Source organism: Myroides marinus (assembly GCF_900109075.1).
Taxonomy (GTDB): Bacteria; Bacteroidota; Bacteroidia; order Flavobacteriales; family Flavobacteriaceae; genus Flavobacterium; species Flavobacterium marinum_A.
This window is the reverse complement of the sequence record NZ_FNYS01000002.1, coordinates 465,341-477,916: the sequence shown is the minus strand read 5'-3', so window position 1 is coordinate 477,916 and position 12,576 is coordinate 465,341. Positions and strand designations below refer to the sequence as shown.

Sequence of the window (12,576 nt, the reverse complement as noted above, 5' to 3'; positions counted from 1 at the left end):
AGTACTTTTTAGGAGATAATGAGAATGCTATTAAAATACAGATATACTGTGTTTTGATAGTAAATTTACTCATATCTGTGATTAAGAAAAAGCTTACAAGAAGTTGGGCTTTCTCAAATTTGGTAAGTTTTTGTAAGATCCATCTGTTTAACTATATTAAACTATTACATTTCTTAGAAAATCCTGAACAAGATTGGATTATTGAGGTTCAAAAGATAAAACAACTCTCTTTGTTCTGAGAGCCTATTTCTAGGTTTAGTATGAAATTAAAAGTATATAAAACTGATTATCAATATAATATGATTGAAAATTCTATTGATAATAAGTTTTATCGGACACTAATGATTCAAAATATATATTTTTTCTATTTTTGATTTTTAAATCAACATCGAAATAATACATGAAAGTTATCTCATATAACGTAAACGGTATTCGCGCTGCTATAAACAAAGGTTTTATAGACTGGATACAAGAAGAAAATCCTGACATCATCTGTCTACAAGAAATAAAAGCTAAAGAGGATCAAGTACCTGTAGCGGATATCGCTGCTGCTGGATACCCATATCAGTACTACTACCCAGCCCAAAAAGCAGGATATAGTGGAGTAGCTATCTTATGTAAACAAGAACCTAAAAATGTAGTGTTCGGGACAGGTATAGACTATATGGACTTCGAAGGTAGAAATGTACGTGTAGATTACGACGGAGTATCAGTGATGTCACTATACTTACCATCTGCATCTAATATAGAAAGGCTAGATTTTAAATATAAGTATATGGATGACTTCTTTACTTATGTAGATAATCTGAAAAAAGAAATCCCTAATCTTATTATCTGTGGAGACTACAACATCTGTCACGAAGCTATAGACATTCACGATCCTATACGCAACGCTAAGGTATCAGGATTTTTGCCAGAAGAACGCGCGTGGTTAGACAAGTTTATCAACAACGGATTTATAGATAGCTTCCGTATGTTTAACCAAGAGCCACATAACTATAGCTGGTGGACATATAGAGCTAATGCTCGTAATAATAACAAAGGATGGAGGATAGACTATCACTTAGTGACAGAACCTCTAAGAGCTAAGATAAAACACGCTACTATACTACCTGATGTAAAGCACTCTGACCACTGCCCTATATTAGTAGAAATAGACGCATAATATATCCCCCTAAAAACCCCAATACTATGTCAATTAAAAGAATTTGCTTAGGATTGCTAGCGGTAACCCTGTTGTCTTCATGTGTGACTAGAAAATTATACAATGAACTAGACCAACAATACAAAGATACACTAGCAGAAAACGAAAAACTGAGTGGTGAACTAGATCTAATGAATAGTTCGAATACTGACTTAGAGAATATCAAACGCCAACTAGCTGATCAATTAAAAGAACTTCAACAAGAAAGAAGTAACCTTAATGCAGAAATAGCTGCTGCTCAGAACAAGTTAAAAGATCTAGAGAGTTCGTATAACAATCTAGAAAAGCACAGTGCTGAGACGCTAAAAGCTGAAGCAGCACGTCTAGCTAAGGCTAAGACTGAGCTAGAAGAGAAATCTAAACGAGTAGCAGAGCTAGAGAGTATCTTAGCAGCTAATGATAAACAGATGCGCACTCTAAAAGACAATCTATCTAAAGCACTAAATGCATTCGAAGGTAGAGGACTGACTATCGAGCAGAAAAATGGTCGTGTGTATGTATCTATGGAAAACAAACTCTTGTTCAAATCAGGTAGCTGGAATATCAGTGACGAAGGTAAAGATGCTGTAGTAGAATTAGGAAAAGTACTAGCAGACAACCCAGATATCACTGTACTAATAGAAGGGCATACTGATAACGATAAGATATTAGGTAATCTAGGTGATGGCGTGAAGACGAACTGGGATTTATCTACTAAGCGAGCACTGACTATAGTATCTATATTAGAGCAGACACCGAGCATAGATAAACGCAATCTAACAGCTGCAGGTAGAAGTGAGTTCGCTCCTCTAATGAGCAATAGCACTCCAGAAGGAAAAGCTAAAAACAGACGTATAGAAGTAATCTTGACTCCTAATCTAGACAAGATCAACTCTATGCTTAATCAGCTGTAAGACGGCATATAATAACATAAGAATCAAGAGACTATAACATATCTCCACATATACTAAAAGGTGAAGTACATCGTACTTCACCTTTTTTATTTTTCCTCCTTGCCTATTAATTACTCATAACAACCCTAATAAAAAAGTAAATAATCCTATTTTAGTTCATATCCTAACATACTTTTTCCACAATGTAAGTATAGTCTAAGTACAATATCACCGTATTTTGGTACTTGCACTATACTTACACTATACTAGCATTGTACTAGCACTCCCATTCGAATACGCAAAAAAGTAATTTCAATAAAAAGCTAAAAAAGTCAATAATAACTAGAGTGAACCTGTCTTGAACAAGCCCATTATTTCTCATTATGAACAACAATCAAACTGTATAAATAAGGTCAAGAAAACAATAAAAGTCCTGTATACTAAAAAAGCTCCTATTAAATCTCTCATAAAAACATCTTTAGTATGAGGTAAACTCTTTAAAAATATTTAATTTTCGCAGAGCAATGTAGCAGCCGATTTGCAGTTGTGCTACATTATCCTTATATTAATAAAAATCATCAACTCAAGTAGCATTCATATTATGAACAATGACTCTATAGTAAACAACATACAGGATATCTTAGATCCAGAGAACTACAGTGGCCTATATATGTGGTTCTTTAATCTGTTGGATTTTCTAAATCTATCAGAATATGGTACCCATGTAGTCACAGCTATACTACTAGTACTCTCATTCAGTATATGTATGTTCATACTAGATTATGTGCTGAAGAATTTCTTTATCGTATTAGTCAAAGCTTTTTCCAGTAAGACTAAGACTACGTTTGATGATTTGTTAGTAGACAATAAGTTTTTTCACAATGTCACTCACCTAATACCCGTGGCATTAGCTAAGATATTGTTCCCAATATTCTTTTTAGGGTTTCCACATTTGACTAATTTTATGATGTCTGTGACAGCTATTTTACTGACTGTGACGATAACCTTAGTACTGAGATCTCTTATCCGAAGTCTTAGAGATTATATGAAGACTAAACCTAAACTGATAGACAAACCATTAGACAGTTATGCACAGGTGTTTAGCATCTTCTTATACTTCTTCTCAGGAGTGACTATCTTCTCTATTGTCACAGGTACAGACCCAGTGAAGTTTTTGATATCTCTAGGAGCAGCATCAGCTATCTTAATCTTGGTATTTAAAGATACGATTATGGGGTTTGTGGCGAGTATACAGGTATCGTCTAATGATATGGTACGCGTAGGTGACTGGATAGAGATGGCTAAGTATGGTGCAGATGGTACAGTACTAGAGATGAACCTAAGTACAGTGAAGGTGCAAAACTTCGATAAGACCATCACCACTATCCCTACACACTTATTGATCAGTGATTCGTTTAAGAACTATAGAGGGATGCAAACTTCTGGAGGTAGAAGGATAAAGAGAAGCATTAATATCAAGATATCTTCTATACGATACTTAGAGAAAGATGAAATAGAACTATTAAAAAAGATACAGATACTGGCTCCTTATATAGAAGAACGTCAAAAAGAAATAGAGGAGTACAACGAGCTGACAGGTGCAGATCAGTCTATGCCTATTAATGGTAGAAGGATTACTAATATAGGTATGTTTAGAGCTTATGTAACTAGATATATACAGCAGAATCCGAATATACACAAAGAGTATCCACTGATGGTAAGACATCTACAGCCTACAGAACACGGATTACCGGTAGAGCTATACATGTTTACTAATACTACTGTATGGGCTGTATATGAGAATATTATGGCTGATATCTTTGACCACGTATTGGCAGCTGTAGATTACTTCCACTTAGATGTATTCGAGCTACCGTCATCTGATGATGTACGCCAGTTCATACACAATAGTGCATTAGGAGAGAATGTGAAGAATAAAAATCTTCACTTATAATATAAGGCATAATACATAGGTAGCTACTCAATAGACCTTGTCTTTCCTTAGACATGAAAGGAAAACTAAAAATTAGCAAACTACATACGACTAACGAGGCCTTTAGCATCTGCTAAAGTCCTCGTTTTTTATAGTCCTAATTTTTCTATAATACCTTCTACTTGTTGTTCTGTAGAAGTAAGTTTCTCTTTACAGAATACGATCAGTTTAGACGCACGTTCTACTTTACTCGCTAGTTCGTCTACTGTTACTTCATCGTTCTTTAAGTCATTTAGAATTTCTTCTAACTCTAATGCTGCTTTTTCGTAAGTAAGTTGTTCCATTGGTTGACTTCTTTTATTTCTGCTAATTTAATTATATACTTTTTATTATAAACCGCTATTTCTAGTTCATCACCTATCACTAGTGTACTGTCTTCGTTCAGAAGTTGACCATTGTGCATTACGATAGCGAAGCCTTTGCGAAGGATGGTACTTAGATCATAAGCTGTAGTTATCTCTTCATAAGTAGAGAGTTTGATCTGCTCTCTCTTTATTCTACCTTTAGTTTGGTACACTAATCGCTCTAGTGAAGTAGAGAGTTTGTGTTTATGTACCTCTATACTCTGCTGAGCTAAGAAGGTCACTAATCTAGCCTTCTCATTTATGGTCTGTTTCTCTTTATGCGTGATTCGTTGAGCTCGATAAGATACAGATTGGGTTGCCCCTTCTATAAATGATTCTTCTCTATTAATGTGTTTTCTGACTTCTGTTATCAGTCTATTAGACAGTGTATGTAGATATTCCTTTTTCTGCTTAGAATGAGCTAGTCCATATAAGCGTATCTCACGTTCAGATACTTCTATAAAGTGATTCTCTTCTCTGACTCTATTCTTATACAGCTGTAAGATATTATCATAAGTCTGACAGACATATACATAATACTGTGTAGTGCGTTCTACTATATAAGCTGCTACAGCACTAGGCGTTTTAAAAAAGAAAGCTGCTACATAATCAGCCAAGGTACTATCTGTCTCATGACCTATACCAGAGAATACAGGTGTATGACATGAAGCTATAGCTACTGCTAACTCATAGTTATTAAACACATCTAGGTCTAATGCTGATCCTCCTCCTCTAATAATTACGACGATATCATAAGTATTAGCAGGTATAGAGGCTAATGCTCCTAGAATAGATGATACAGCATTATCACCTTGTACTTGACAATTATAATGATCAATCGCAAACTGAAAGTTATTTTCGTTTACCTGTAGTTGTTTCATAAAGTCTGCATGGCCTGCTGTATTCTCAGAGCTCACTAAGCCGATACGTTGTAAAACTAGGGGGATTGTCAATTGCTTATTTAGATCTGTATAGCCTAGTTTGATAAGTTTATTTAGGTTCTCTTGTTTGATTCGTTCTACCTCTCCTAGTGAATAGGATAAATCTATCTGAACAATATTGATAGACATCCCGTACAGGATGCTATATGTCACTTCACAATAACACAAAATCTCTGACCCTTCTTTAAGGATGTCATCAGCATTATTGCCTAGTGTATTCTTAATAGCTCTGGCATTAGTCTGCCAGATATTCGCTCTACTTCTAGCTAATACTACTCCCTCCTCATTATCTACTAACTCTAAATAGATATGCCCCTTACGATCTTCTCTTATCTGAGCTATTTCTACCTTTAACCAGAAGTAGTGATTAGATATAGCTTCATCCACTAAAGTCTTTACCCTAGAGAGGATATTGCTAAGTCGATGATATTTATACTCTACATTCATAACTATTCGGTCAAAACTGTTTTGCCCAAAAATACAATCTTTCTGATAGATATGCACTTAAATATAGACTTCTATAAATGAAAAAAGAGAGCCTAAAGGTTCTCTTTTATTTATCATTATAATGTCCTATAGCTGCGATAATATAAACAGTCACTAGCTCTTCTCTAACAGAATAAACTAAACGATGTTTACTATTAATTCTCCTAGAATAACACTCTGCATAATCATACTTTAAAAGTTCTGGTTTTCCTGTACCTGAATATGGGTGTTCAGTCAACTCTCCTAACAGTTTCCTTAATTTTTTAAAGGCAATAGGGTCTGTCTTCTTTAGGCTGGAGATATCTCTATCTGCTCTCTTAGAAAATTCTAAACTATATTTCATAAAGAATCTAGATGGCGGTCTAATGCTTCAATACTTTCTATTCGCGTACTATTTCCTTCTTTTATTTCATCTAATGATTCTTTTATTCTTAACTCCATTTCAGCAGTTAATTGTAAGTCATCAATAGAAACTGGAGTTAGTATATAAGCCTTAGTACTACCTCTTTTTATAATTACTCTCTCACCTCTATCAGCTAGATCAAAATAATCTTTTTGTTTCTCTCTAAAATCTCTTGCTGTAATTTGTAAAACTGACATATCTTATGTTTTTAAATGTGTACACATAAATGTACACAAATATACTTATTAAATCGCTAAAACAATCAATATCAACAGTTTTAACTTCAAAATAACTAACATACAATTTCTTAGCATTAACCCTCTTGATAGAAACACTACTGTAGAAGTATTAAAATACTCAGTGCAATACAGTATATAGATAGTCTTATTAATTGCTCATAATCATTATATCTTTTTTATATTTGTTATCCAATAAAAAAGATATATGACTACTGTAAAAATCATCAATAAATCAAAGCATGCCTTACCTAACTATGAGACTAGTCAGTCTGCAGGTATGGACTTAAGAGCTAATATCAGTGAGCCTATCACCTTAAACTCGTTAGAAAGAGCAATAGTACCTACAGGTTTATTCATCGAACTAACGGACGGATATGAGGCACAGATAAGACCTAGAAGTGGGTTAGCTGCAAAAAAAGGAATTACCTTACTAAACAGTCCTGGTACTATTGATGCAGATTATAGAGGTGAAATCGGAGTTATCTTAGTGAATTTATCAAAAGATCCGTTCGTTATCGAGGATGGAGAGCGAATCGCTCAAATGGTAATAGCTAAATATGAACAGATCCAATGGCAACCAGTAGATACGCTTTCTGATACAGAGAGAGGTACAGGAGGTTTTGGAAGTACAGGAGTAAAATAGTGAACGAAATACAATAGAGAGTAATAAGATGAAAATTATCGTACCAATGGCAGGTCGTGGATCTAGACTACGTCCCCATACATTAACAGTACCTAAACCATTAATTCCTATCGCAGGGAAGCCTATCGTACATCGATTGGTAGAAGATATCGCAAAAGTACTTAATGATACAATTGAGGAAATCGCATTCATCATTCACGAAAGCTTTGGAAAACAAGTAGAAGAAGACTTAAAAGCTATCGCTACTAAGCTGGGAGCTAAAGGAACTATCTGCTACCAAAATGAAGCTTTAGGTACAGCTCATGCTATCTTATGTGCTAAAGAAGCGATGCAAGGGCCTATCGTAGTAGCTTATGCTGATACGCTATTCCGCGCTGACTTTAACTTAGAGAAAGATGCAGACAGTGTAATCTGGGTAAAACAAGTAGAAGATCCTAGTGCATTCGGTGTAGTACAATTAAATGAGAAGAACGACATCGTGGATTTCGTAGAGAAACCAAAAGAGTTCGTATCTGACTTAGCAATCATCGGTATCTACTACTTTAAAAGTGGAGAGACATTGCGCAAAGAATTAGAATATCTATTAGACAACAATATTATCAAAGGTGGTGAATACCAACTGACAGATGCTCTAGAAAACATGAAACAAAAAGGAATGCGTTTTGTTCCTGGTCAAGTAGATGAGTGGATGGATTGTGGTAATAAAAATGTTACTGTAGATACTAATAATAGAATGTTAGGATTCTTAGAACAAGATAAAGAGAACTATATCTCTGAGAATGTAGTGTTAGAAAACAGTACTATCATTCGTCCATGTTATATCGGAGAGAATGTAGTATTAGTAAATGCTACTGTAGGTCCTAATGTATCTCTAGGTGATAACTGTAAAGTAGAAAACGCTACAATCAAAAACAGTTTGATCCAAACAAACTCAACAATTAAGAATGCTAATCTAGATAATGCGATGGTAGGTAACCACGCTACTTATGATGGTAAACATACTAGTATCAGTATAGGTGACTATTCTGTATTAGACTAAAAAATTCCTAAATCCGTTTTAAACTTATTTAAAACGGATTTTTTTTATCTATCTTGCTCCTATAAATAGGTTTATAACAATTATGAAGAAGATATCTTTACTAATTCTATGCACATTATTCTTAGTAGTAGGGTGTAAAAAGAAAAACATAGACAATGTATTAGATGAGGGAGAAGCTAGTAATGCTAAGACTGTATTAACTATACTTAATAATCACAGCAAACAAAATCTAGACTTTCAGACTACTGCTATCCGTACTACATCAACTTATGATGACAATGGCGATACGAAGAAGGTGTCAATGGATATCTTTATAGAAAAAGACAAACAGATACTTCTTAACGTACGTTTTATAGGTATTCCTATCGCTAAGGTATATGTGACTCCTCAAGGAGTACAGTACTATGAGAAATGGAACAAGGTATACTTCGAAGGTGACTTCAGTATGCTGAGTAAGTGGGTAGGTACAGATCTAAATTTCAATAAATTTCAGAATATATTACTAGGACAAGCTTTAGACACTAAGTCTGAAGCTACTAAATATGTAGCTACTATCGAAGATGGATTACACAAAATAAAATCAAAGGTAGAAGAGGATATTCAGTCTGCTTACTTCTTCGAGGATCAGAATGGTTTACTTAAAAAAGAAGAGATTTCTCAACCTTCTAGTAACAGATTAGTAACTATATCTTATCCAGAATATAAAAAAGTGGGTAAATATACTGTTCCAAGTGAAATAAATGTGAATGCAAGACAAGAAAAAACCCTACATTTGAACATCCGTTATGACAATGTTACTTTTAATGAAAGTTTAAACTTTAATTACAAGGTACCAGCAGGTTATAAAAAAGTCGGAATCAAATAATAAGATCAAACAAGAAGTAATCTACCCATGAAAAAAGCGTATTTATCCTTATTTTTAATATGTACCTTTTTAGCCCACGGCCAAAAGAAAGAAACGCAAGAGCAACTGGAACGTAGAAAGCAACAGATACTTGTAGAAATTAATATTGTCCGAGACTTACTTAAAAAGGAAAAAACTAAGGAGCGTAATATCCTATCTGTCATCAGTGAAAACAACAGAAAGATTAACTTAAACAGACAGTTAATCAGCAATGTACAGAAGCAGATAGCAGTAACTAACGCTAATATCTCTAAAACTCAAAAAGAGGTAGATTCACTAGAAACTGAACTTGCTAAACTTAGAAAAGAATACGCTGATCTAGTACTGAAGTCTTATAAGACGAAGTCTAGTCAAAGTAAACTTATGTTCGTATTATCATCTGACAACTTCTTACAGGCTTATAAACGTGTGCAATATATGAAGCAATATGCTGACTATAGAAAATCACAAGCAGAGGAAGTAAAGGAGAAAGCAGAGGCTCTTAAAGCTGCTCTAAGTAAACTGAGCTCACAAAAAGCTACGCAACAAAAGCTATTAGTAGAGCAACAAAACAATGAGAAAGAATTACAAGAGGACTTAGGTGAACAACAAAACTTAATGTCTGTAGTACAACAAGATCAGAAGAAGTATAACGAACATATCAAAAAGAAACAGGAGGAGACTAAGGCTATCGATAGAAAGATTAAACAATTAATCAAAGAAGCTATCGAAGAGGCTAACCGTATCGCTAGAGAAAAAGCTGCTAGAGAAGGTAAAAAGACTACTAAGTCAACTACTTCATCTAGTAGTGCTACAGCATTCGAGCTTACTCCTGAAGGAAAAATAGTAGCTGATAACTTTAGATCTAATCAAGGTAAACTACCTTGGCCAGTAAGTAAGGGATATATATCTCTTCCTTATGGAGATCAGCCACACCCTGTACAAACGCAATTAACCATTCACAATAGTGGTGTAGAAATTACAACTGAAGCTGGTGCGAGAGCAAGAGCTGTATTCGGAGGAGAAGTACTACAAGTACAAGTACTGCCTGGAGGAAATAAAGCTGTATTAATACAACACGGAGATTACATCACTGTATACCAAAACTTAGCGGATGTATCTGTGAAAAAAGGAGACAAAGTAAGTCTAAAACAAGATATAGGCTCTATTAGTACGAATAGTACTGGACAGACTGTACTTAAGTTCTTACTGTCTCGTAATACAGATATATACAACCCACAAAGTTGGTTGAGCAGAAGTAATTAATTCATATAATAATCTATGGATACGAAATCATCTTTCAATATATTTAACTGGATAAAAGAAAACAAAGACTTATTAAAACCACCTGTAGGTAATAAAAATATCTATCCTGAGGCATCTGATTATATCATCATGGTAGTAGGAGGCCCTAATGCTAGAAAAGATTTTCATTATAATGAGGCGGAGGAGTTCTTCTTTCAATTAGAAGGAACTATATATATCGATATACAAGAAGATGGCGAACGCAAACGTATCACTTTAAACGAAGGAGATATTTACTTACTCCCTGCTAAAGTACCGCACTCTCCTATCCGCACAGAGAACTCTGTAGGGTTAGTAGTAGAGAAAAAAAGAAAAGACCCAAATGCAAAGGATGGGCTTATCTGGTATTGTGAAAACTGTAATCACAAGTTATATGAAGTATACTTCTTACTAACAGATATCGAAAAAGACTTCTTACCACACTTTAAACACTTCTATTCTTCAGAGAAATTGAGAACATGTGAGTGTTGTAATACTGTAATGCCTGCAGATGCTAAATTCATAGAATAGTAATACTCTGTACAATAGATAGCTCCACTGTCATATTTTTTTTTATATTAGCAAGTAACAATCAATTACAAACTATAAAAAATTAAAAATGACGACATCTAATAACCAATTTGGTATTTCGGAAGTACTAGAGAAGTTAGGACTAACAGCTGAGAACAATGGTTCTTCTACTGGTCTTAACTCTTTTTCTAATGGAAAGATTATCGAATCATATTCTCCTGTAGATGGTAAACTTATCGCTACGGTAAAAACTTCAACAAAAGAAGATTACCAAAAAGTAATGGCTACTGCTGAGGAGGCCTTTAAAAGCTGGCGATTAGTACCTGCTCCTAAAAGAGGAGAGCTGGTAAGACAAATAGGTGAAGAACTGAGAAACAAAAAAGAGTACTTAGGGAAACTAGTGTCTTATGAGATGGGGAAAAGCCTTCAAGAAGGTCTAGGTGAAGTACAAGAGATGATAGATATCTGTGACTTCGCTGTAGGACTATCACGTCAATTATATGGACTTACAATGCACTCTGAGCGTCCTATGCACAGAATGTATGAGCAATGGCATCCTTATGGTATCGTAGGTATTATCTCTGCGTTTAACTTCCCTGTAGCTGTATGGAGCTGGAATACTATGTTAGCTTGGGTATGTGGTGATGTATGTATCTGGAAACCTAGCTCTAAAACACCATTATGTGGTATAGCATGTCAAAATATTATAGCTGGCGTATTTAAAAAGAACAATATTCCTGAGGGGGTATGTAACCTAGTAACAGGTAACGAGTGTGGAGATCTTATCAACACTGACCCTAGAATTCCTTTAGTATCATTTACAGGTTCTACACGTATCGGAAGACACGTATCTAAAACTGTGGCAGAGCGCTTCGGTAATACTATCTTAGAATTAGGTGGTAATAATGCTATCATCGTATCAGAGCACGCGGATATCAATATGGTATTAGTAGGTGCTGTATTCGGTGCTGTGGGTACTGCAGGGCAACGTTGTACATCTACTAGAAGATTAATAGTACATGAGAGTGTGTATGACAAAACAATAGATGTACTACAAAAAGCTTATGCTCAACTAAAAATAGGCAATCCTCTAGATGCTGAAAACCACGTAGGACCACTTATCGATAAGGGTGCTGTACAAGATTACTTAAACGCTATCGAAAAAGCGAAGTCGGAGGGTGGAAAAATCATCGTGGAAGGTGGTGTATTAGAAGGTGCTGGATATGAAAGTGGATGCTACGTAAAACCATGTATCATAGAAGGTAAAAACAGTTTTGAAATCATACAAGCAGAAACTTTTGCTCCTATCTTATATGTAATGAAATACAAAGAGATCGAAGAGGCTATCGCTATGCAAAACGATGTTCCTCAAGGGTTGTCATCATCTATCTTTACAAATAATATGAGAGAGATGGAATTATTCTTATCACACGCTGGATCTGACTGTGGTATCGCTAACGTAAATATTGGTACTTCGGGTGCTGAGATTGGTGGTGCATTCGGTGGAGAAAAAGAAACTGGTGGTGGTAGAGAGTCTGGATCAGATGCGTGGAAAGCCTATATGAGAAGACAGACTAATACAATCAACTATGGTACTCAGTTACCGTTAGCTCAGGGTATTAAATTTGATTTTTAATAAGATTATACTCAAAATATAAATCATAAAAAAAGGTGCTTACTGATGTAAGCACCTTTTATATTTTATGTTTAAATC

Annotated in this window: 13 protein-coding genes and 1 pseudogene; 10 read left to right on the top strand and 4 right to left on the bottom strand. The window is 34.9% G+C overall.

Going from position 1 to position 12,576, the window contains the following annotated elements:
* From BMX53_RS19175 to BMX53_RS04505, 4 genes and pseudogenes are all read left to right on the top strand, one after another.
* A pseudogene (locus tag BMX53_RS19175) lies at window positions 1-239 on the top strand (IS4 family transposase); the annotation flags it as partial.
* 161 nt (window positions 240-400) lie between these two features.
* Window positions 401-1,165, top strand: a complete 765-nt coding sequence (locus tag BMX53_RS04515; protein WP_038987598.1) for an exodeoxyribonuclease III — start codon at window positions 401-403, stop codon at window positions 1,163-1,165.
* Window positions 1,166-1,191: 26 nt separating this feature from the next.
* On the top strand, window positions 1,192-2,097 hold the full coding sequence (locus BMX53_RS04510; protein WP_038987597.1) for an OmpA/MotB family protein: 906 nt from the start codon (window positions 1,192-1,194) through the stop codon (window positions 2,095-2,097).
* Between the two features lie 580 nt (window positions 2,098-2,677).
* Window positions 2,678-4,030: a mechanosensitive ion channel family protein gene (locus BMX53_RS04505; RefSeq protein ID WP_240485467.1), complete on the top strand. Its 1,353-nt coding sequence runs from the start codon at window positions 2,678-2,680 to the stop codon at window positions 4,028-4,030.
* Window positions 4,031-4,158: 128 nt separating this feature from the next.
* Here BMX53_RS04505 and xseB read toward each other — a convergent pair whose 3' ends face one another.
* The 4 genes from xseB to BMX53_RS04485 all read right to left on the bottom strand — a co-directional run bounded on the left by xseB (window position 4,159) and on the right by BMX53_RS04485 (window position 6,440).
* On the bottom strand, window positions 4,159-4,353 hold the full coding sequence (xseB, locus tag BMX53_RS04500) for an exodeoxyribonuclease VII small subunit (protein ID WP_038987596.1): 195 nt from the start codon (window positions 4,351-4,353) through the stop codon (window positions 4,159-4,161).
* Window positions 4,320-5,801 carry an exodeoxyribonuclease VII large subunit gene (xseA, locus tag BMX53_RS04495; RefSeq protein WP_038987595.1) on the bottom strand — a complete coding sequence of 494 codons (1,482 nt, stop codon included), beginning with the start codon at window positions 5,799-5,801 and terminating at the stop codon, window positions 4,320-4,322. The genes xseB and xseA overlap by 34 nt, the downstream gene beginning before the upstream one ends.
* A gap of 106 nt (window positions 5,802-5,907) precedes the next feature.
* The gene (locus BMX53_RS04490; RefSeq protein ID WP_038987594.1) at window positions 5,908-6,183 is read right to left on the bottom strand and encodes a Txe/YoeB family addiction module toxin; all 276 of its coding nucleotides are present in this window, start codon (window positions 6,181-6,183) and stop codon (window positions 5,908-5,910) included.
* A complete protein-coding gene (locus BMX53_RS04485; RefSeq protein ID WP_038987593.1) occupies window positions 6,180-6,440 on the bottom strand; it encodes a hypothetical protein in 261 nt (86 codons plus the stop codon). Before BMX53_RS04485 ends, BMX53_RS04490 begins: the two co-directional genes overlap by 4 nt.
* A 247-nt stretch (window positions 6,441-6,687) precedes the next feature.
* Here BMX53_RS04485 and dut point away from each other — a divergent pair, with 247 nt between their 5' ends.
* The 6 genes from dut to amaB all read left to right on the top strand — a co-directional run bounded on the left by dut (window position 6,688) and on the right by amaB (window position 12,498).
* Entirely contained in the window at window positions 6,688-7,125 is a 438-nt protein-coding gene (dut, locus tag BMX53_RS04480) for a dUTP diphosphatase (RefSeq protein ID WP_038987592.1), read from the top strand.
* Between the two features lie 28 nt (window positions 7,126-7,153).
* Window positions 7,154-8,164, top strand: a complete 1,011-nt coding sequence (locus BMX53_RS04475) for a sugar phosphate nucleotidyltransferase (protein WP_038987591.1) — start codon at window positions 7,154-7,156, stop codon at window positions 8,162-8,164.
* 82 nt (window positions 8,165-8,246) lie between these two features.
* The gene (locus BMX53_RS04470; RefSeq protein WP_038987590.1) at window positions 8,247-9,029 is read left to right on the top strand and encodes a lipoprotein insertase outer membrane protein LolB1; all 783 of its coding nucleotides are present in this window, start codon (window positions 8,247-8,249) and stop codon (window positions 9,027-9,029) included.
* Window positions 9,030-9,056: 27 nt separating this feature from the next.
* Window positions 9,057-10,313 carry a murein hydrolase activator EnvC family protein gene (locus BMX53_RS04465; protein WP_038987589.1) on the top strand — a complete coding sequence of 419 codons (1,257 nt, stop codon included), beginning with the start codon at window positions 9,057-9,059 and terminating at the stop codon, window positions 10,311-10,313.
* Between the two features lie 15 nt (window positions 10,314-10,328).
* On the top strand, window positions 10,329-10,862 hold the full coding sequence (locus tag BMX53_RS04460; RefSeq protein ID WP_038987588.1) for a 3-hydroxyanthranilate 3,4-dioxygenase: 534 nt from the start codon (window positions 10,329-10,331) through the stop codon (window positions 10,860-10,862).
* 88 nt (window positions 10,863-10,950) lie between these two features.
* Complete coding sequence (gene amaB / locus BMX53_RS04455) at window positions 10,951-12,498, top strand: L-piperidine-6-carboxylate dehydrogenase (protein ID WP_038987587.1); 1,548 nt, start codon at window positions 10,951-10,953, stop codon at window positions 12,496-12,498.
* Window positions 12,499-12,576: the final 78 nt, after the last annotated feature.

What these genes read in the sequence shown, in the direction of transcription:
- BMX53_RS04515 (WP_038987598.1), top strand. Translation starts at nt 401, where the DNA reads ATGAAAGTTATCTCATATAACGTAAACGGTATTCGCGCTGCTATAAAC.
- BMX53_RS04510 (WP_038987597.1), top strand. Translation starts at nt 1,192, where the DNA reads ATGTCAATTAAAAGAATTTGCTTAGGATTGCTAGCGGTAACCCTGTTG.
- BMX53_RS04505 (WP_240485467.1), top strand. Translation starts at nt 2,678, where the DNA reads ATGAACAATGACTCTATAGTAAACAACATACAGGATATCTTAGATCCA.
- xseB (WP_038987596.1), bottom strand. Translation starts at nt 4,353, where the DNA reads ATGGAACAACTTACTTACGAAAAAGCAGCATTAGAGTTAGAAGAAATT.
- xseA (WP_038987595.1), bottom strand. Translation starts at nt 5,801, where the DNA reads ATGAATGTAGAGTATAAATATCATCGACTTAGCAATATCCTCTCTAGG.
- BMX53_RS04490 (WP_038987594.1), bottom strand. Translation starts at nt 6,183, where the DNA reads ATGAAATATAGTTTAGAATTTTCTAAGAGAGCAGATAGAGATATCTCC.
- BMX53_RS04485 (WP_038987593.1), bottom strand. Translation starts at nt 6,440, where the DNA reads ATGTCAGTTTTACAAATTACAGCAAGAGATTTTAGAGAGAAACAAAAA.
- dut (WP_038987592.1), top strand. Translation starts at nt 6,688, where the DNA reads ATGACTACTGTAAAAATCATCAATAAATCAAAGCATGCCTTACCTAAC.
- BMX53_RS04475 (WP_038987591.1), top strand. Translation starts at nt 7,154, where the DNA reads ATGAAAATTATCGTACCAATGGCAGGTCGTGGATCTAGACTACGTCCC.
- BMX53_RS04470 (WP_038987590.1), top strand. Translation starts at nt 8,247, where the DNA reads ATGAAGAAGATATCTTTACTAATTCTATGCACATTATTCTTAGTAGTA.
- BMX53_RS04465 (WP_038987589.1), top strand. Translation starts at nt 9,057, where the DNA reads ATGAAAAAAGCGTATTTATCCTTATTTTTAATATGTACCTTTTTAGCC.
- BMX53_RS04460 (WP_038987588.1), top strand. Translation starts at nt 10,329, where the DNA reads ATGGATACGAAATCATCTTTCAATATATTTAACTGGATAAAAGAAAAC.
- amaB (WP_038987587.1), top strand. Translation starts at nt 10,951, where the DNA reads ATGACGACATCTAATAACCAATTTGGTATTTCGGAAGTACTAGAGAAG.